General features: G+C 34.9%; 22 protein-coding genes and 1 pseudogene. 8 read left to right on the top strand and 15 right to left on the bottom strand.

What is annotated here, in order from left to right:
- Nucleotide 1: 1 nt before the first annotated feature.
- From EW093_RS09720 to EW093_RS17505, 8 genes and pseudogenes are all read right to left on the bottom strand, one after another.
- Nucleotides 2-412, bottom strand: coding sequence for a SufE family protein (locus tag EW093_RS09720; RefSeq protein WP_149568214.1), 411 nt, complete (start codon nucleotides 410-412; stop codon nucleotides 2-4).
- A gap of 2 nt (nucleotides 413-414) precedes the next feature.
- Nucleotides 415-1602 carry an aminotransferase class V-fold PLP-dependent enzyme gene (locus EW093_RS09715; protein WP_149568213.1) on the bottom strand — a complete coding sequence of 396 codons (1188 nt, stop codon included), beginning with the start codon at nucleotides 1600-1602 and terminating at the stop codon, nucleotides 415-417.
- The gene (locus tag EW093_RS09710; RefSeq protein WP_149568212.1) at nucleotides 1589-2674 is read right to left on the bottom strand and encodes a SufD family Fe-S cluster assembly protein; all 1086 of its coding nucleotides are present in this window, start codon (nucleotides 2672-2674) and stop codon (nucleotides 1589-1591) included. The genes EW093_RS09715 and EW093_RS09710 overlap by 14 nt, the downstream gene beginning before the upstream one ends.
- On the bottom strand, nucleotides 2661-3416 hold the full coding sequence (gene sufC, locus EW093_RS09705) for a Fe-S cluster assembly ATPase SufC (protein ID WP_149568211.1): 756 nt from the start codon (nucleotides 3414-3416) through the stop codon (nucleotides 2661-2663). The genes EW093_RS09710 and sufC overlap by 14 nt, the downstream gene beginning before the upstream one ends.
- The gene (locus EW093_RS17520; protein ID WP_281283514.1) at nucleotides 3416-3964 is read right to left on the bottom strand and encodes a SufD family Fe-S cluster assembly protein; all 549 of its coding nucleotides are present in this window, start codon (nucleotides 3962-3964) and stop codon (nucleotides 3416-3418) included. The genes sufC and EW093_RS17520 overlap by 1 nt, the downstream gene beginning before the upstream one ends.
- A 32-nt stretch (nucleotides 3965-3996) precedes the next feature.
- Nucleotides 3997-4248: a SufD family Fe-S cluster assembly protein gene (locus tag EW093_RS17840; protein ID WP_223111593.1), complete on the bottom strand. Its 252-nt coding sequence runs from the start codon at nucleotides 4246-4248 to the stop codon at nucleotides 3997-3999.
- An 18-nt stretch (nucleotides 4249-4266) separates the two neighbouring features.
- A pseudogene (locus EW093_RS18100) lies at nucleotides 4267-4413 on the bottom strand (Fe-S cluster assembly protein SufB); the annotation flags it as partial.
- Nucleotides 4414-4571: 158 nt separating this feature from the next.
- Complete coding sequence (locus EW093_RS17505) at nucleotides 4572-4841, bottom strand: hypothetical protein (protein ID WP_223111592.1); 270 nt, start codon at nucleotides 4839-4841, stop codon at nucleotides 4572-4574.
- Between the two features lie 217 nt (nucleotides 4842-5058).
- Here EW093_RS17505 and EW093_RS09695 point away from each other — a divergent pair, with 217 nt between their 5' ends.
- Nucleotides 5059-5763, top strand: coding sequence for a peroxiredoxin (locus tag EW093_RS09695; RefSeq protein ID WP_149568210.1), 705 nt, complete (start codon nucleotides 5059-5061; stop codon nucleotides 5761-5763).
- Between the two features lie 25 nt (nucleotides 5764-5788).
- On the opposite strand, the gene EW093_RS09690 is transcribed toward EW093_RS09695, so the two are convergent.
- From EW093_RS09690 to EW093_RS09665, 6 genes are all read right to left on the bottom strand, one after another.
- On the bottom strand, nucleotides 5789-6364 hold the full coding sequence (locus tag EW093_RS09690) for a GNAT family N-acetyltransferase (RefSeq protein WP_149568209.1): 576 nt from the start codon (nucleotides 6362-6364) through the stop codon (nucleotides 5789-5791).
- On the bottom strand, nucleotides 6345-7817 hold the full coding sequence (gene gltA / locus EW093_RS09685; protein ID WP_149568208.1) for an NADPH-dependent glutamate synthase: 1473 nt from the start codon (nucleotides 7815-7817) through the stop codon (nucleotides 6345-6347). The genes EW093_RS09690 and gltA overlap by 20 nt, the downstream gene beginning before the upstream one ends.
- Nucleotides 7817-8659: a sulfide/dihydroorotate dehydrogenase-like FAD/NAD-binding protein gene (locus EW093_RS09680; RefSeq protein ID WP_149568207.1), complete on the bottom strand. Its 843-nt coding sequence runs from the start codon at nucleotides 8657-8659 to the stop codon at nucleotides 7817-7819. The genes gltA and EW093_RS09680 overlap by 1 nt, the downstream gene beginning before the upstream one ends.
- A gap of 146 nt (nucleotides 8660-8805) precedes the next feature.
- Nucleotides 8806-9411 carry a hypothetical protein gene (locus EW093_RS09675; RefSeq protein WP_149568206.1) on the bottom strand — a complete coding sequence of 202 codons (606 nt, stop codon included), beginning with the start codon at nucleotides 9409-9411 and terminating at the stop codon, nucleotides 8806-8808.
- Entirely contained in the window at nucleotides 9401-11434 is a 2034-nt protein-coding gene (locus EW093_RS09670; protein WP_149568205.1) for a DNA topoisomerase III, read from the bottom strand. Before EW093_RS09670 ends, EW093_RS09675 begins: the two co-directional genes overlap by 11 nt.
- The gene (locus tag EW093_RS09665; RefSeq protein ID WP_149568204.1) at nucleotides 11434-12513 is read right to left on the bottom strand and encodes a CapA family protein; all 1080 of its coding nucleotides are present in this window, start codon (nucleotides 12511-12513) and stop codon (nucleotides 11434-11436) included. The genes EW093_RS09670 and EW093_RS09665 overlap by 1 nt, the downstream gene beginning before the upstream one ends.
- Before the next feature lie 116 nt (nucleotides 12514-12629).
- Here EW093_RS09665 and EW093_RS09660 point away from each other — a divergent pair, with 116 nt between their 5' ends.
- Nucleotides 12630-13742, top strand: coding sequence for an L-serine ammonia-lyase, iron-sulfur-dependent, subunit alpha (locus EW093_RS09660; protein ID WP_149568203.1), 1113 nt, complete (start codon nucleotides 12630-12632; stop codon nucleotides 13740-13742).
- Here the strand turns inward: EW093_RS09660 and EW093_RS09655 are convergent.
- Nucleotides 13727-13948 (bottom strand): hypothetical protein, encoded by a 222-nt coding sequence (locus tag EW093_RS09655; RefSeq protein WP_149568202.1) that lies wholly within the window; start codon nucleotides 13946-13948, stop codon nucleotides 13727-13729. The two genes, EW093_RS09660 and EW093_RS09655, sit on opposite strands and share 16 nt — an antisense overlap.
- A gap of 74 nt (nucleotides 13949-14022) precedes the next feature.
- On the opposite strand from EW093_RS09655, the gene rocF reads away from it, so the two are divergent.
- The 6 genes from rocF (at nucleotide 14023) to EW093_RS09625 (ending at nucleotide 20172) form a co-directional block, all read left to right on the top strand.
- Complete coding sequence (gene rocF, locus EW093_RS09650; protein ID WP_149568201.1) at nucleotides 14023-14934, top strand: arginase; 912 nt, start codon at nucleotides 14023-14025, stop codon at nucleotides 14932-14934.
- Nucleotides 14935-14959: 25 nt separating this feature from the next.
- On the top strand, nucleotides 14960-15892 hold the full coding sequence (locus tag EW093_RS18095) for a peptidylprolyl isomerase (protein ID WP_187759663.1): 933 nt from the start codon (nucleotides 14960-14962) through the stop codon (nucleotides 15890-15892).
- Complete coding sequence (locus EW093_RS09640; protein WP_149568200.1) at nucleotides 15892-16701, top strand: CPBP family intramembrane glutamic endopeptidase; 810 nt, start codon at nucleotides 15892-15894, stop codon at nucleotides 16699-16701. The genes EW093_RS18095 and EW093_RS09640 overlap by 1 nt, the downstream gene beginning before the upstream one ends.
- Nucleotides 16702-16748: 47 nt before the next feature.
- Complete coding sequence (trxB, locus tag EW093_RS09635) at nucleotides 16749-17693, top strand: thioredoxin-disulfide reductase (RefSeq protein ID WP_149568199.1); 945 nt, start codon at nucleotides 16749-16751, stop codon at nucleotides 17691-17693.
- Nucleotides 17694-18096: 403 nt separating this feature from the next.
- Nucleotides 18097-19212 carry a branched-chain amino acid ABC transporter substrate-binding protein gene (locus EW093_RS09630; protein WP_149568198.1) on the top strand — a complete coding sequence of 372 codons (1116 nt, stop codon included), beginning with the start codon at nucleotides 18097-18099 and terminating at the stop codon, nucleotides 19210-19212.
- A 51-nt stretch (nucleotides 19213-19263) separates the two neighbouring features.
- The gene (locus EW093_RS09625) at nucleotides 19264-20172 is read left to right on the top strand and encodes a branched-chain amino acid ABC transporter permease (protein ID WP_149568197.1); all 909 of its coding nucleotides are present in this window, start codon (nucleotides 19264-19266) and stop codon (nucleotides 20170-20172) included.

The raw sequence follows: 20172 nt of genomic DNA, 5'->3' as shown, positions 1-20172 counted from the left end.
TCTATTCCTTATAAAGTTCTGCATAGTGCTTTATCTTATTAACCATATGATAAACACCATTTTGCCGTGTTGGACTTATTATCTCTGTTAAACCTAACTTTTCTAAACCATCAATATTATAATTTACAATCTCTTCTGGTTCTAAATCCTGAAAAACCGTTATTAATATAGATGCTAAACCTTTAACAATTACAGAGTTACTATCAGCTTTTAGATTAATAACTCCATTACTGTACTCTGCAATTAACCAGACTTTAGATGTACAGCCCTTAACTAGAAACTCATCCCTTTGTAGTGACTCATCCAGATTAGGGAGATTTTTACCAACATCTACAATATATTCATACTTATCTATATCATCATCAAACATGTTTAGGTCTTCTAATATATTATTTATTCTATCTTCGATCATACCTACTTCCTTAAAATTGAGACAGCCTTGTCCAACCCCTTAAAAAAGGTTTTTATATCCGACTCATTATTATATACACCAAGACTTATCCTAACAGTCCCATCAATATTAAGAGACTCCATAATTGGCATGGCACAGTGGTGACCAGCCCTAATAGAGATATTCTGTTTATCTAATAGAAGCCCTATATCTATTGGCATTAAACCTTGGATATTGAAACTAACATTACCAACTATCCGACTCTTACCTGTGTAGAGTCTAACCCCATCTATTTTTTTTAAACCTTCAATAATATAATTTACAAGTCTATCTTCGTTCTCTGCTATACTCTTATAACCAATACTATCTATGTATTTTAGAGCTGTTTTAAACCCAATAACACCGGCAATATTTTGTGTACCAGCTTCAAAACAGTGGGGTGAGTCTAAAAGTGTTGATTTTGAAAAAGAGACCCTCTCTATTACAGCACCACCTGTTTGATATGGGCTAAACTCTGGTAAAACTTCTTCGTTAATATACAAAACACCAACACCTGTTGGTCCATAACTCTTGTGACTTGAAGCAATATAAAAATCAACACCTAAATCTTTAACATCAACTTTTAACCTAGATAATGCCTGAGCCCCATCAACCAAAACTTTACATCCATATTTGTGGGCTAATCCAGTTATCTCTTTTACTGGATTAACTACTCCAAAAGCGTTGGAGATATGGGTTATAGAGACAAAGGAGTTGGGATTTTTTCTTAAAAGATCCTCAAAATGTTCTAGATCAAAGGATAAGTCCTCCCTATATCTAACAACCTCTAAACCTTCTCCAAGTGTTCTTCCCATAATATGCCAAGGAACAATATTAGAATGATGCTCCAGAGAGGAGATGATAACAGTTTTAAACCTACTATTAACAAAACTGCTAGCCACCATATTGATTCCCTCGGTAACTCCCTTAGTAAAGATTATCTCCTTATTAAATTTTGCGCCGATAAAATCCCTAATATAACTTCTTGAAGCCTCAAACTCTTTAGTTGCCCTATTCCCATCCTTGTAACTTCCCCTATGGGTATTAGAACAGTACTGGGTATAATAACTAGTAATTGAATCAATTACAGATTGGGGTTTCTGAGTTGTTGAACCATTATCAAGATAGGTGGTTTTACTATTTTTAAAATATGGGAAATCATCTTTTATCATGTAGATACTCCCTAAAACTATTGGATTTCACCTTATCTAATAGATCAATAACAAAGGCATCAATTAACAAGCTCTTAATTATAGACTCCTTTAAACCCCTCTGTTTTAAATAGAAGATATCCTCACCATCGAGTCTTCCTACAGAGGCTCCATGGGTTGCTTTTACCTCCCCGGTATAAATATTCAGTCTTGGTTTGTTATATATTCTTGCACTATTTGAAAGCATTATAGTCTTTGAGTTTTGAGCGGTAGATGAGTCCTTAGCACTATTAACAACAGTACTATCCCCATCATACATAGCATAACTACTTCCGTCTAATATAAACCTGAATTCCTGGTTACTAAAGGTGTTTTTTTCAAGATGGTTAATTTTACATATGGTTCCATGCTTCATATTTTTTTCAAGTTTTATTACACCATAAACAGAACATTCAGAACCATCAGTTAATAGGTCCACATCCCATATATTCATGGTTGTAAACCCTTGATTATTAAGGTTTACACTATTTAGAGAGCCTCCGTTTACAAAACCATAATAATTAAAGAGTATAGAGTTCTCATCCCCTGACTCATTTAAACTAGAGTAATTTAGTGTTGAGTTTTTTATACTAAACTCCCTTCGGTTATTAACTAAAACCCCACTGCTACTACCTTGAGTTAATGTTACCTCTAATATATTAATAACACCTTCATCCTCAATGGAATATCTGATATTTGAAGGAATAAATATATTTGAATCTGTGATGACATTAATAATAACTATATCTGAAAGTCTCTGACTCTCAAAATTAATATCCCATATTTTTCCGTTATATTTATTGTTGAAATTTAGGAGGGGGTTATAGTTATTAATCTCAGTAATATCTAGGTTCACAATTGATACACCTATTGGTAAATCCTTAGAAACAGGAATCCCATTAACAATATAGATCTTTTCCATATTTTTAAAACGGTTTTCGATATTAAATTTTTCTCCACCAATTTTAACCTTATAATCCTTTAAAAAGAGACTATCTATACTAAAGTTTCTAAACTCTTCAACACTCTGTAAATTCAAATTAGCTAGAGGCATTATCTATCCCTCCATATCCCTTATCTTCTAAGATATTTACAATAGAGATGTCACCTGTTTTAACTATTTTTCCTCCAGCCATTACGTGGACTACATCAGGTTTTATATAGTCTAAAACTCTTTTATAGTGGGTTATTATTAGTACAGAAGTTTTACCATCTAATAACCGATTTATTCCCTCACCAACTCTTTTTAGAGCATCAATATCCAATCCTGAATCAATTTCATCTAGAATTATCAAATCTGGTTCCAAAAGTAGCATCTGTAGAAGTTCATTTGTCTTTTTCTCTCCACCGGAAAAACCGTCATTTACATATCTTTTTAAAACCTTATCATCAATTCCCAACTCTTTTGTTAATGTCTTAATTTTTTTTAACATCTGGGCAGAATTCAACTCTTCTTGACCATTAAACTCCCTTTTTAAATTAAGAGATGTTTTTAAAAAATATAGGTTATTTACCCCTGGAATCTCCCTAGGGCTTTGAAAACTCATAAAGATTCCCCTATTTGCCCTCTCTTCTGGCTCCATATTTAACAGATCAAGGTTTTTATACTTTATTGAACCTCCAGTTACATTAATTGCAAAGTGTCCTGTAATAGCCTTAGCTAGAGTGGATTTTCCACACCCATTTTGTCCCATTAAAGCGTGGACTTGCCCCTTATCTATTTTTAGGTTTAAACCATTTATTATCTCTTTATCGTTAATATTAACCTTTAAATTATCTATTTCTAGTAAATTCATTATCCTATGCTCCCTTCAAGACTTATATCTAATAACTCTCTTGCTTCTACTGCGAACTCCATGGGAAGTTCATTTAAAACTTCTTTACAAAACCCGTTTACAATAAGACTTACTGCATCTTCAGGCTTAATACCCCTCTGCCTTATATAGAAGAGTTGTTCATCACTTATTTTAGATGTAGTAGCTTCATGCTCAACTATAGACTCACTATTCTCCGCATCTAAATATGGATAGGTATGGGCACTACAATCCTCTCCAATTAAAAGAGAGTCACACTGGGAGAAATTCCTAGACCCAATAGCATTCTTATTAAATTTTACCAAACCTCTATAACTGTTTTTTCCTTTTAAAGCGGATATACCCTTGGATATAATTGTAGATTTGGTATTTTTCCCTATGTGTATCATTTTTGTTCCGGTATCAGCTTCCTGTTTTAAACTAGTTAGGGCTACAGAGTAGAACTCCCCTACTGAGTTGTCCCCTTTTAATATACAACTTGGGTATTTCCAGGTAATAGCAGAGCCTGTTTCAACCTGTGTCCATGATATTTTTGCATTCTCGTGACAGATACCTCTTTTGGTTACAAAGTTATATATACCCCCTTACCATTCTCATCCCCTGGATACCAGTTTTGAATTGTGGAGTATTTAATAAAAGCATCCTTATGGGCTATTAGTTCTACAACCGCTGCATGGAGTTGATTCTCATCCCTTTGGGGAGCTGAACACCCCTCATTGTAGGAGACATAACTCCCCTCATCTGCAACTATAAGTGTTCTTTCAAACTGCCCTGTATTTTGTGCATTAATCCTAAAATAGGTGGATAGCTCCATTGGACATCTAATATTTTTAGGTATATAAACAAAGGTTCCATCTGTAAAAACAGCACTATTTAAAGTTGCAAAGTAGTTATCTGTTATTGGAACTACTGAACCTAAATACTTCTTTACAAGTTCTGGGTAGTCCCTTGCTGCCTCGCTAATGGAACAGAATATTATTCCCCTCTCTTTTAAATGCTCATGGAATGTTGTAACAACAGATACGGAGTCAAAGACTGCATCAACTGCTACTCCAGATAGTATTTTTTGCTCTTCTAGTGGAATACCTAACCGCTCGTAGGTTTTAAGAATTGATTCATCAACTTCATCTAAACTGTTTAACTTTTTTTAGGTTTAGAGAAGTAGCTAATTTTTTGATAATCTATTGGATCATGGTGTATGTTTGCCCAGTTAGGCTCTTTAGCCTTAAGCCATTTATCAAATGCTTTTAACCTAAAATCCAATAACCACTCAGGATCATCCTTCTTTTTTGATATCTCTTTAATTGTCTCTATATTTAGACCTACCGGGAAAGTTTCTGATTCAACATCTGTTTCAAAACCTAGTTTATACTCCCCAGATAGATGTTTGTTTAAATTATCATCCATATAATTTTCCTTTATATAACTAATTATCCTCTTAATGAGAACAATTATCAATAAGCTAAACAATAAAATACCCATTTTTTACAACATTATGCCTTGTAAGAATAATTATCATTACTACTTGACTGCTTTATACATCTCTAATACCCTATATACAAGCTTTAATATTTGCATATGCAAATAATGCGTATTATAATTCTTATATAATAAGGGGGGACCTATGGGGTGTGAAGCAGGTGTAAGACCAAGAAAAAAAATAATAAGTACACAACAATTAGGAACAGAACAATTAGTAGAGGAGAAAAAAAACATGAGTTCAACAATGGTAAGACAAGAAATGCCAGAATTTTCAATGGATGCCTTTGATTCAAAAACAGGTCATTTTAAAACTGTATCAAGTAAAGACTATAAAGGGAAATGGTCAGTTATATGCTTTTATCCAGCAGACTTTACATTTGTATGTCCAACTGAAATAGCAGCTATGAATAGCAAGTATGATGAATTTCAGAAGCTAAACACTGAAATTCTTGCAGTCTCTGTGGATTCAAAATTTTCGCACAAGAGATTCGTTGAAACAGAAACTCTTCTTAGTGGCTTAAAATTAACTATAGGCGCAGATACAAACCAAGAAGTTAGTAGAGCTTTTGGAGTATTAGTAGAAGAAGAAGGGGTCGCTCTTAGAGGAAGATTTTTATTTAACCCAGAGGGAATTTGTGTTGCCCAAGAAGTGCAAGCTGATTCTGTTGGACGAAATGTGAATGAGTTCTTAAGGCAAGTTCAAGCATGGCAGCACGCAACAAAAACAGGAGAAGTCTGTCCCGCAGGTTGGAGACCAGGGAAAAAAACACTACCAGTAAATACTGATGCCGAAAAAATGGCTGGGCATGTGGGGGATTATATTACTCTTGATGAGATTTTAAGTTAATGTTTATGAACTTTTTATTAAGGTCTTACCTTAATATTTCATCCAGCAGCTGCTCAGGTTTTTTATTAATTAATGGCTGGGTGAAGTCCAAAAAATCTTTCTTAGTTAACCCATAGTTAACTACATCTACAAACTTATTTTTAATTATCAGGGACTCTTTTTGAGTCCCTTCATATACCATCCCACACTTTTCCATAACCCTTCCAGATCCTGGATTTCCAACATAGTAGGATGCTTCGACCTTATTTATATCAAATGAGGAAAAGATATAATCTAAAACTGCTTTAAGGGTCTCTGTCATATAACCAGACCCCCAATAACTTTGGGATAACATATAACCAAAGCCAACTTTTTTATTCGTATTGTCAAATCTTAAATCTATACAGCCAATACACTTATTATCATCCCTATGTTCAATACAAAAAACATTAGTATTGTTAATAAATCTTGTTTGTATAGATTCTAAAGACTCTTCCATATGGATATGAGGACCCCATGTTAAAAACTCAGTGACCATAGGGTCACTTGATATGGAAAAAAAATCTGCAGAGTCCTCTATAGAAAATGGTCTTAATAAAAGCCTATCTGTTTTTAAGATCATCCGTTATTGCCTTTGCTGCGGTCCTACCCTCCCCCATAGCAAGGATAACTGTTGCAGCTCCTAAAACAATATCTCCTCCGGCATAAACCCGATCCATAGAGGACTTATTGTTCTCATTAACAACTATATTTCCCCATTTAGTAGTCTCTAAGTCCTGGGTTGTCTGCTTAATTAATGGGTTTGAACCGTTACCAAGAGCAGGAATAACTGTATCCATCTCCATAATAAATTCACTACCAGAGATAGGAAGAGGCCTTCTACGACCAGAGTCATCAGGTTCTCCTAGTTCATATTTTAAACACTCAATAGCATTAACTCGGGCATTATCATCCCCAAGAATTCGTATAGGGTTAGTTAAAAAATGGAATTTTATTCCCTCTTCCATGGCATGTTCTATCTCTTCAACCCTTGCAGGCATCTCGTTTCTAGTTCTTCGGTATATAACATTTACCTCTTCAGCACCTAGTCTTAAAGCCATTCGAGCAGCATCCATAGCTACATTACCACCACCTAAAACAGCAACTTTTTTTGATTGATAAATAGGAGTATCTACATTCTCTTTGTCGTATGCCTTCATTAAATTAGATCTTGTTAGGTACTCATTAGCGGAAAAAACACCAACTAAATTCTCACCAGGGATATTCATAAACTTAGGCAGACCTGCTCCACTGCCTATAAATACGGCATCAAAGTTATCCTTCTCTATTAAGTCTGCAATAGTTCTTGTTCTTCCTACTAGAAAGTTCATCTCAAACTTAACGCCCATCTCTTTTAATGTATCAATCTCTTTTTCAACAATAGCCTTAGGAAGACGAAATTCAGGAATACCGTATATCATAACCCCACCAGGCTTATGGAAGGCCTCAAAAACAACAACCTCATGACCATCCTGCCTTAAATCCGCCGCTGCTGCTAACCCTGCAGGTCCAGATCCAATAATCGCAACCTTGTTTCCTGTAGACTCTTTAATTGCAGGGATTTTTATACTATTTGTTTCCCTCTCTAAGTCAGCAACATATCGCTCAACTCGACCTATAGCCACAGACTTCATTGGATCTTTTAAAGTTTTACCTACTGTACAAAACTCCATACACTGGGTCTCTTGGGGGCAAACTCTTCCACAAATTGCAGGAAGTAGACTAGCCTCCTTAATAATATCCACAGACTCCTGGAAATTACCTTTAGCTGCAGCGTCTAAAAAGCCAGGGATATTAATCCCAACAGGACACCCCTTTATACACGGTGCATTTTTACACTGAAGACATCTTGAAGCCTCTATAATTGCCATCTCTTCTGTATATCCAAGGGCAACCTCTTTTTGGTTTTTACTCCTAAGAACAGGATCTTGAGCCGGCATATCCATCTGAGGGATAGTCATCCTCTCTTTAGGTTTTAGCTGGTTATCTTTACCTTCTAAGTTAGCATAAATGCTTTTTAAGTCTATATCACTCATTATTTATGATCTCCTGTTAAACCAATTCTACACTTATGAGTAGCTTGATCTTCCTGGGTTTTGTAAGCTTTCTGTCTTAACATCATATTATCAAAATCTACTAAATGGCCATCAAACTCTGGCCCATCCACACAAACAAACTTTGTCTCACCCCCAACGGTTACTCTGCAACCACCACACATACCTGTACCATCAACCATAATAGTATTTAAACTAACCATAGTATGAACATTATAAGGTCTAGTTGTTTCTGATACAAATTTCATCATTATAGGAGGTCCAATTGCAACAACTTCGTTGGGAATACCCTTTTCACATAGCTCTTTTAAAGGAGCTGTAACAAGGTCTTTCCTTCCGTAGGAGCCATCATCAGTACAGATAATTACTTCATCACTACATTTCTTTATCTCTTCTTCCATAATTAGTAGATCTCTGTTTCTAGCACCAATAATGGATATTACTCTATTTCCTGCAGCCTTATATGCTTGTGCAATAGGATGCATTGGCGCTACACCAATTCCACCACCTACACATACAACTGTTCCAACTTTTTTAATCTCTGTGGGAGTACCTAAAGGACCTAATAAGTTTTCTATATAATCCCCAACCTCAAGTTTTGATAGATGAATTGTTGTCTTCCCTACAGCTTGAAATATTATAGTTATTGTACCCTTTGACTCATTTGCATCTGCAATTGTTAAAGGGATTCTCTCTCCAAAATTATTATCTAACTGAAGGATTATAAACTGACCTGCCCTTCTACTTTCCGCTATATATGGAGCTTCTAACTCCATTAAATAGACATCATCCGATAACTGTTTTTTTTCAACAATTTTATTCATATAGACTAAATCCCCCAATTTTAAACTTAGATAACCTTAAACAACACCACTTTAACATATTATTACTAATATTCACTACCCATTTAGCCAATTGTTTCCACCTAAAAGGGATAAATTCCAATATACAAACCAAGGTCTTAAAATAGTTAAATTTTATAAAGAAACCCAATAGTAGTTAAAAAATTATATGACCACTTATACTCACCACTCCTGCTATTAATTGGAAGGAAGTTAATAACCCAATCTAAATTTATTGATAAGTCCAAACAATCAGACAAATTTTTAATAAACTTAAACTCCAACCCCGAGCCTAATACAGAAAAGAGATACTCATCTGAATAACCTATAACATTATCCCTAAGAAAGATAATATCATAACTTAAAACAGGGCCTATCTGTAGGTCTGTTGTACTATTAATAATAAATGGATATAACAAACCTAAATTAACGTTGCCACCAAAAAAGAAAAGACCACTTAGGTAGTTAAATTCATCTCTTCCTAAAGCATCATTAAACTGTAAATCATAGGGTACTTGAACTGAAACTGAGGTATTTACAATAAAACTATTAAGAGTTGAGTTTATCTCTAAGCCTCCTAAAAGAGAATTAAAAATATACTCATCTTCCTTATTATTTATACCCACCTCAACATAGGAAAGTCTTGAGAAGCCTCCAGAGAGGCCTAAATCTATAGAGAAGATTGAAGTTGTAAATAATAATAAAATTAAAAGATAAACGACCCTACTTCCCATGATTCTCCATTGCGGCCTTTAACATATCACCAAGAGTCATTGTATCACTAGATTTATCTGAATATTGATTTATCAGCTTACGACCCATTGATTTTTCTCTTGCAAAGTCTTTTCTATTTTTAGGACCATTACTCTCTTCGTAACCACAAGACATAGACCTGCAAACTTTTTTAGGTCTACCCTTTTTATCGTTAACACTTAAAAGGTTTTTACCACACATTGGACATGTCTCTTTGCTTAATCCACTTGGTTCAAAAATACCGGAACTAGATTTTATCTCATTTACAAGGAGTGTTGTCTGCTCTCTAATCTCTTTTAAAAATGGTTGGCTTTTAGCCCTTCCCTGTGCAATATCTTCAAAAACACTCTCCCATTTTGCAGTTAAGTCTGGGAATTTTAGCATATTAGGAACCACTGTTAATAACTCAGTTCCTTGGGCTGTTGGGTGTAAAGTGTTCCCCTTTTTCTCCACATAATAGGAAGAAAAAAGTTTTTCGATTATATCAGCCCTGGTTGCAGGGGTTCCAAGACCTGCACCTAAAGACTCCTTTAGAGTTTTATCCATCATATATTTCACAGGATTACTCATTGCTTCTAAAAGAGTACCCTCGGTAAATCTTAATGGAGGAGATGTAAAACCCTTAATAGCTTTTACACCCTTAAGTTCTATTCCATCCCCAACTTTTAAACCAGCTAAATTCTGGGAAGAGTTTTCATATATATTTTCGATACTTCTCCAACCCTTTTTAATATTTTTTTTACCCTTAACGTAGAAAAATTCACCGCCACACTCTAGGGCTACACTTATATTAATACTAATAGAGTCTGGGGAGAGTACTGTTAGAAACCTTTTTACTATTAACTCCCACAACATCTTCTCTTCCCTAGAGAGACTACTAATATTTACCCTCTCTTCTGTTGGGATAATAGCATGATGGTCTCCTACCTTAGATGGATCTACAAACCTTTTTCCAGGCTTTATATCCTTAGATAAGAGGCCTTCTACCTTTGATAAAAACTGAGAATCCTTAATAGCCAGCAATCTATTTTTTAAAGTAGGGACAATATCTGGAGTAATATGCTTAGAATCTGTTCGTGGGTAACTAACAATTTTATGTCTCTCATATAAGGACTGAAGGGTTCTTAGAGTATCTTTTGCAGAGAAGCCTAATAACCTATCACCATCCTGCTGTAAAGTAGTTAAGTCGTAAGCTAATGGAGGTTTCTCTACTACCTCCTTCTCACTTAACTGGGTAATTATTGCCTTAGAGTCCATACATTTATCGACTATAGAGTTGGCAAAGGCCTCATCACTAATACGCTCATTCCCCTTACAACTTCTCCATTTAGCATCAAACAGACCAAAATTAGCTTCAATGCTCCAAAAAGGTGCTGGTTCAAAATCCTCTATCTCCTTCTCCCTATTTACAATAATGCTTAGGGTTGGAGTTTGGACTCGACCTGCACTTAACCTCATATCATATTTACATGTCAATGCCCTAGTAACATTTAAACCTACAATCCAATCAGCTTCAGCCCTACACTCTGCAGCTAGAAGAAGTCTATCATAATCCCTTCCTGGCTTAAGGTTTTTAAACCCCTCAGTAATAGCTCCATCAGTCTGGGAGCTAATCCAGAGCCTAGAAAAATCTTTCTTCCAGCCAGCTAGTCTCATAATCCACCTAGCAACTAACTCTCCCTCTCTTCCCGCATCAGTAGCAATAACAAGATGGCCTACATCACTACGGTGCATCAACTGCTTTATAGATCTAAACTGATTACTACTCTTCTTTATAATCCGATGCTTCATTTTTAAGGGTAACATCGGGAGAGTCTCAAGGCTCCATTTTTTAAGTTGTTCATCATAAACTTCAGGACCTGCTAACTCAACTAGGTGTCCCATAGCCCAAGTAACTATATAGTCACTGCCCTCAATATATGTCTTAGTCTTATTATTACATTTTAAAACCCTAGCAATCTCCCTTCCAACAGAAGGTTTCTCTGCTAATACTAATGTTTTCATTAATCCTTCCTAATCCTATTTTCAGCAACAGGGAACATCTTGGAATAGAACTCCTTCCAACTATCACTCATAGGCCACGATAGGGCATCTTCCTTATTAACTGCTACAAAATAATTATCCTTATTCCTAACATTTGCTATCATTTTAGGCCCAGGGTTCAATATTCTAAGCTTTCCATCATCTAAAACCAGTTCAGCATTAAAAAGGGCTGAAAATCCAGTTGCCGCAAAGTTAATATCATGCTCTTTAGGGTCTACTATAGCTAATTGCCCTGAGATAAAGTTCCCCATTGAATACATAATCAACTTATCTCCACTATCTGTAGAATTAAACTTCCAAGGTTGTAATACGTGGGGATGGTGTGCCCATAGAATATCAACACCCGCCTTAATAAGCTGATCAAAAAAATCGATCCTCTCCTTAGTAGGATTTGACCTATACTCAATTCCCCCATGATAAGAGAGAATAAAGCAGTCGTAATTTTTAGATTCATTGGTGATAAAACTTTTTAACTCGTTTACTTTTTCGACACTCTTATAATCAACAGTATAGATTTTAGCAGCACCCTCTTTATTCCAAAAGTTATTACTAAACTGGGTAATGGAGAGATAACCTATTGTTAAATCCTTAACCTGTATTGTCTCAACATCCATCCGGCTTAAACTATCCCCATAAACTCCAGAATAGGTTATAAAGTGACTCTTTTTAAATTTTTCCATATTCTCTATGGTTTTAATTAAACTATTAAACCCAAAGTCATTAGTATGATTATTCCCTAGAGAAAACACATCAAAACCTCCAACTATCGCCGCCTCAACATAGGTTGGAGATACATTAAAGGATGGATAGGATGATTGCTCCCTAGTTTCATCTATTGGAAATTCTAGGTTCACAAAGCTTAAATCATCATTTTGTAAAGTATCTAAAACACCCTTATAAATTTCACTTAAGGGTTTGGTTCTAAAATTTACATCATGGGCCATTAGGTCACCGGCAAAAGTTAATTTCACACTATCAACTGAAAATATAAAATTTAGTATAAATATATATGGTATAAGTAGGTAAAATCTTTTCATCATAGACAAATGTACCGTTTTTTTTCACTTTTTGGAAGAAAAATAGGTATTATATAAAAAAATATTTGTAAATAGAAAATTTAAAGAATATCATTATTTATATTAAAAAAGGTGGAATAATGATATCAATTAAAAATCTATTCAGAGAGGGTCCAGGACCTAGTAGTCAATTCTCCATGCATCCCTACAGAGTAGCAAAGGAGTTTAAAGATGATTGTCATGATGCAACAACTATAAAAGTTACATTATATGGACAACTAATAACAAATTCAGACTCCTGTTTTACAGCTCAGGCTCTTAAGTCTGCAATATCCCCCTTTGTTGCACGTATTGAAATTGATCAAGAATCAGAACTACCAAACTCTGTTATAGCTGCAAAGTTCGAAGCCTTTGGTAAAAAAAAGACACTAATTAAAGAAAAGTTATACTATTTTAATAAACTAGGGGAGGAATCAGAACTTGATGATGAGTCTATAGAGAAAGTAACAACAGACGAGATGTTACAATGGACTTATAATAACGGCCGATCAATTTGGGAGTACGCTCTACTAACAGACTCCTCTAATCTTGAAGAATTTATATCTATTAAGTGGAATAGGATGAAAAAGATTGTTGAAAAGGGTTTAGAAATTGAGGGAGGATTACCTGGATTTGAACAACAGAACAGAAGAGCATCGCTTTTTATGTCCAGATCCTATAAAAACAGGGATTTTATCCAACAGATAAGTAAGACCATTTCATATACCCTTGCAGTAATTGAGGAAAATGCATCTGGGAAAAATATAGTAGCAGCCCCTACTGCCAAAAGTTCAGGAATTATTCCTGGGGTTTTATACTCTTTAATGGATGTTTATAAAATTTCAGAGGTAAGGGTAGTTAGAGGATTAATTACAGCGGGTATGATTGGAAAACTTCTCTATAAAGAAATTTTATATGGAAATCTATTTAGTGATATCTCAATAGCCACAGCTATGGCAAGTGGAGCAGCGACCCAGATTATGGGAGGAACACCAAACCAAGTTATAGCAGCAGCATCTATCTCCCTAAGTAACTTAGATCAGGATAAGGAGATAGAAACCCACTCCCACCTAAACTATATTGAGCTTAACGCCCTAGCAGCTTCTAGGGCTTTGAGTAACGCAACATGGGCACTATTATCAGATAAAAATATATCTAAAGAGATTGACTACTTTTATAAGATAACAATGGAAGATAACTATCTTTTAATATAGTTATCCTCTTCCCCTTCAAGGATTGGCTCTCCTGGAGAAAAGTAGATTAGCAGTATAGATAAAACAAAACCTGCAAGTATTCCACCTCCTACACACATTAAGATGGCTATTATATTTATTGTAATTCCAGTAATTAAAGCGGCTATTATATAAATTAAAGTAAAAATCGCAGCTGTAAAAAAACCGTAATCAATATATCTTTTCATTTGTCCTCCATTACAAATTTAACATTTTTCACATATTAGTTCTACTTTTACAACACTTATGATATTATTTTTTTATGAATTTCAGAAAAATAGGCTTAATTGGGGTTCCTCAGGATGTTGGAGCGTCAAAAAAAGGTGTAGACATGGGTCCTGGAGCCATAAGAGTAGCAGGTGTTATAGCTAAACTTAGAAAACTAGGACATGAAGTAAAAGATTTTGGAACTGTGGATTGTTATACAGTTGATCAATTTGACTCAAGAGACCCAAACAACCTTGGTTTAAACTACTTAGATATTATATTAGATACATGTTCTCTATTAAAAGATAGGGTAGAACTTATTATAAACGCTGGTTACATGCCCCTAGTATTAGGAGGAGACCACAGTATTTCCATAGGAACACTAGCAGGATTAAAAAAGATGAACCAGGGAAATACTGGAGTTATATGGATTGATGCCCATGGAGATTTTAACACAGCAGAAACATCTCCAACTGGGAACATACATGGAATGCCACTGGCCATAGCAACGGGAAGAGGAGAGAAAAGTCTATTAGCCTTAGGCCCCTCACCTACTGTATCCGAAAAAAACTGTGTTATAATTGCAGCAAGGGAGATAGACCCTAACGAGGCTAAACTTTTAAAAGAGTCAAATGTAACTGTATTTACAATGATGGATGTTATGAAGAAGGGTATTGTAGAGATTGCATCAGAAGCGATAAAGATTGCATCCGACGGAGTTGATCATGTCCATGTCTCCTTTGATGTCGATTCCTTAGACCCAAAAGAGGCTCCTGGAACAGGAACTCAGGTCCCTGGAGGACTTCACTATAGAGAGGTTGCTCTACTACTAGAGTCAATATCAAAGTGTAACAAAGTTTCAAGTTTTGAATTAGTTGAGGTAAATCCAGCACTAGATATTCAAAACCAAACAGCTGAACTCGCCGTTGAGTTGTTATGCCATGCATTTGGCAAAGAGATGTATTAAATTTTTATAAATATATGAGGATAGAATGAAAAAATTATTACTACTGCTTATTCCAGCAGTTCTATTTGGGTGTCAAACACCAGAAAACAAAGTTATTGCGTCAGTTTCAAAGCATAAAATAACTCAAGCAGAGTTTGAAAATGAAGTTGAAAGATTAAAAAAAGCAATGGTTCCCGAGGACTATGTTATGCAAGAAGAAGAGAAGGCAAAGTTTGAAGCCCAAATTCTTAATAACATGATATTAAAATTTGTCTATACACAAAAACTAGACGCCCTAGATATTCAAGTGGAAGAGGGTGCAATAGATGAGCAATTTTCCCAGTTAATAAGTCAATATGGTTCAGAAGAGGCTATGATTTCAGATGTGGAAGCTAAGGGTTTTACAATGGATGAACTTAGGGAAGAGTTTACATACCAGTATAGAATGCAGGAGTTAAGTAAATACGCTGTAGAGTCTGATACTGAAGTTAGTGACAAAGAGATTGAAACCTACTACAACGACAATAAAGAGAGCGTTTTTGCCCAACCGGGAACTGTTACAGCTAGACACATTTTAGTAACAACTGACAATAAGAGCGAAGAGGAAGCCTTAACAAAAATTAAAGATATTAAAGAGAAGATCTCTGGCGGTATGGATTTCTCCCAAGCGGCGGTAGAGTATTCCGAAGGCCCTTCTGGACCAAACGGTGGACAACTAGGTTCTTTCCAAAAAGGTCAGATGGTTGGAGAATTTGAAGTTGTAGCCTTCTCTATACCTGTAAACACAGTAAGTGAGCCAGTTTTAACCCAGTTTGGTTACCACCTAATCCTAGTTGATAACAGAACTGATAAGAGTTTTGCACCCTTTGAAGAGACTAAAAGTTATATTAAAAACAGATTAAAAGTTGATAAATTTTTCCAAGAGATTGAAGATTCAGCTAAAATCAAAAAACCAGATTGGGCACAACAAGAAGTTTAATGCCTAAAAATATGTGGTATAACTACTTAATAGGAGGAGTCTTAGGGCTGCTCCTATTTATATCACTTAACCCTATATTTTTAATACCAATAAGCAGATTAGGCTATATAAAGGATATAAACTCCTTTATTGGTGTTAATCTCTCCTTTTTTCCACTAATAATATCAATTTTAGTTATCATTAAATTTTACCATAAAAGAAAATTAGTTAACTTTATAAACAGAGAAAATAGTATTAATACAAAAAGGTTTTTAAGAGGTTTTGTTATATGGTTCATACTACAAAGCACGACCCTAATATATAACCTAATATTTTTTAAAAATCAGCTTAGCTTCAACTTTAACCCTAGCAAGTTTTTAATATTTTTACTTCTTTCAATATCCCTTACACCTATCCAAGTTGCTTCAGAAGAGTTTTTATTCAGAGGCTACTTAATAGACTTCCTAAGGAGTTTTAGTAAAAACAAGCTATTTATTATACTTGCCTCATCACTTCTTTTTGCACTACCCCACTTAAAAAATCCAGAAGTAAAAAACAGTACTTTTACATTCTTTTTAATCTACCTAACAATGGCAATTACATTCTCCTACATAACTGTTAAATATAGGGGATTAGAGTACAGCTTCGGAGTACACTTAGCAAACAATCTATTTGCAATAAACATAGTAAACTATCCAGACTCCCCTCTACCATCTTCACCAATATTTTTATTAAGCAACGGGATTGCCCCACTACCAACACTTTTGCAAACACTACTTTTTTCAGCCTTATTAGTAATTATTATCAAAAAACTTGAAAAGAATAATTAACAAAATTAAAAATATTTAGTATATTATCTATATAGGGAGAATATAATATGTCTGAAACAACTATTGAACACCACAAAGTAATCATTGTCGGATCTGGTCCAGCAGGTTATACAGCTGCTATCTATGCAGCTAGAGCAAATCTTAGTCCAGTAATGATATCTGGATTTCAAAAAGGTGGGCAACTTACAACTACTACAGAGATTGATAACTTTCCAGGTTTTCCTGAAGGTAGAGATGGAAATGAACTTATGCTTGATATGGAAAAGCAAGCATTAAGATTTAATACACAAATAATTGAAGATGAAGTGACAAAGGCAGACCTTTCAAAAAGACCCTTTATTTTAGAGACCTATGGGAAAAAATACAGTTGCGATTCCTTAATTATATCCACAGGAGCTACAGCTAAATACCTTGGTAATGAGAGTGAAGAGAAATTTAAGGGTCGTGGAGTCTCCGCATGTGCAACATGTGATGGATTCTTTTTCAAAGGTAAGGATGTTGCTGTAATTGGTGGTGGAGATACTGCTGTAGAAGAAGCTATCTATCTAACTAACTTCTGCTCAAAGGTTTACCTAATGCACAGAAGAGATGAACTAAGGGCAAGTAAAGCTATGCAAAAAAGAGCTGAAAATAACCCTAAGGTTGAAATTCTCTGGAATACAGAGTTGGATGAGGTATTAGGTGGAGATACAGGTCCCCTAGAAGATGTTAGGGTAATAAATAATAAAACGGGAGAGAAGAGGGAGATTGGTGTAAAAGGCCTATTTATAGCTGTAGGACATAAGCCAAATACAGAACTTTTCAAGGAGTTTTTAGATACCGACGAGAACGGTTACCTATTAACAGAAAAAGGGACTACAAAAACTAACATCGAAGGTGTGTTTGCATGTGGAGATGTTATGGATAGTAAATATAGACAAGCAATTACTGCTGCTGGAACAGGATGCATGGCAGCCCTAGAAACAGAGCGGTGGTTAGCGGAAAAAGAGTAAGAACCCAAGCCAGTATTTGTAAATATAATTTGATAAATGCTGGCTACATCCAAATAAAATACATTGTGATCTTACGTCTAATGTCAATATCACTTTCGTATTATAATTAAAGTGAACTAAATTCTTATAATATACAAACATAACACATATTCAATGTAATACCGACTTAAACAACCATATATTTCAAAAAGATATAGGCCATATTGCAAATATAATACATTCAAAACCCACTTACAAACAAATCCTATTCGAAAATTATACAACTTTTCCTTTTCAAACTTTGCCCGTCTCTGTATAATAACAGGATAATTCACTAAAGTAAAAAAGATGAAATTTTCATAGATTTACGATTATCGTAAATATGTTAATAGCATATCTGTTTTACGTTTTTTAAGGAGAGAATATGAAAATTAAAAACTTGATGATCGCTATACTAACTCTAATAATGTTAGCTAGTTGTTCTAAGGAAGCGGCTACTAATGCCCCTATTAAGATAGGTGTTCCTGGTGCCCAGTCAGGGGATTTAGCATCCTACGGGATTCCAACCGTAAGAGCTGTAGAGATCTATACAGAGATGTGGAACGCTAAAGGTGGTGTTTTAGGTCGTAAAATCGAATTTTTTGCTGAAGATGAGTCATGTAAACCTGAGCTAGCAACAAATGTTGCAGCTAAATTAGTAGGAATGAAGGTTGATGGTATAATTGGACATATCTGTAGTGGAACAACTAAGGCAGCTATGAGTATCTATAGAGATGCAAATATTGTAGCTATTACCCCTTCTGCAACAAGTAATGATTTAACCGATGGTGAATATCCAAACTTCTTTAGAGCAATAGCAAAAGATAGCTTCCAAGCTGTAACAGCTGCAAATTTAGTAAAAGATCTAGGTCTTAAGAAAATAGCCGTACTCCACGATAAGGGAGATTATGGAAAAAGTTTTGCAACAGCAGTTAAAGAGTTAGTAGAAGCTGAGGGTGTAACAGAGGTAGTACTATTTGATGGTATAACTGTAGGTGCTGTGGACTACTCTGCAATAATCAATAAAGTTAGCGGTTCAAATGCAGATGCTGTAGTTTATGGTGGATATCACCCAGAGGCTTCAAAACTTGTTACCCAGATGAAAAAATCAAACAACGATATACCATTTATCTCTGATGATGGTGTAAAAGATAATACATTTATTCAAGTAGCTAGAGAGTATGCTGAAGGTGTTTATGCAACAGGACCTGAGGATACTTCTTCAAATAAAATGGCACAGGAAGCTATTAAACTACATGAAGAGAAGTATGGAGAAAAACCTGGTGCTTTCTTCTTAAATGCATGTGCAGCAATTGAGTCATTATTAAAAGCTATTGAGATTGCAGGTACTACAGATTATGAAGCTGTAAGAAAAGCACTACAAACAAATAGATTTGATACAACTTTAGGTAATATTGGTTTCAGTGAGACTGGAGACCCTATTGGTGTAGAGTTTAAGCCATTCCAAGTAAAAGATGGTGTATACGTAGAAGTAAAATAAGAAATAGAGTGGGGATATTTATTTATCCCCATTTTTATTAAAGGAGTCTTAATGGACGTTGGATACTTTTTTAAGCTACTTTTAAGTGGTTTGACTAGGGGTAGTATTTATGCACTAATTGCCCTAGGTTATACAATGGTTTACGGTATAATAAAACTGATAAACTTTGCTCATGGTGAACTATATATGCTAGGGGCTTTTACAGGACTTATAATTGCAAGCTTAATGAGTTATGCAGGTATAAACCCAGTTCTTTCATTAGTGGTAGCCACAATTGTAGCTATTATCTATTCATCTGCTTATGGTGTTACTATTGAAAAAATAGCATATAAACCTTTAAGGAAATCCCAAAGATTATCCGCTTTAATCAGCGCGATTGGTGTTTCTATGTTTTTACAAAATTTTGTATTATTATTTCAAACATCAGATTTTTTATCATTCCCAAATTTAATTCCCGATTTTAAATTTCTTAAACCAGTAGAAAACTACTTGAGCTCTGCTCAGGTATTAATATATATATGTACAGCTCTATTTCTATTAGGCTTTACCCTACTTGTAAAATTTACAAAAACAGGAAAGGCAATGAGGGCAACATCCCAAGATACAAAAATGGCCCAACTTCTAGGTATTAACATAAATAGGGTTATTAGTTTTACTTTCTTAATTGGGTCTGCCGCTGCTGCTATTGGTGGAGTTTTAATAAGCTCACAAATGGGACAGATCAACTTTTATATTGGTTTTATAGTTGGTATAAAAGCATTTGTTGCTGCTGTTTTAGGTGGAATTGGAAGTCTAGCAGGTGCTGTGTTAGGTAGTATTGTACTGGGATTAGTAGAGAGTTTTGGAACAGGATACATTTCAAGTAACTACGAAGATCTTTTTGCCTTTGTTGTACTAATTGTAATTTTAACCTTTAAACCAGATGGACTTTTAGGTAAGTCTCAAAAGCAGAAGGTGTAA

The sequence above is a fragment of the Thiospirochaeta perfilievii genome (genome assembly GCF_008329945.1).
GTDB classification, from domain to species: domain Bacteria; phylum Spirochaetota; class Spirochaetia; order DSM-2461; family DSM-2461; genus Thiospirochaeta; species Thiospirochaeta perfilievii.
The sequence above is the reverse complement of the archived record's forward strand: the minus strand, read 5'-3'. Positions and strand labels throughout refer to the sequence as shown.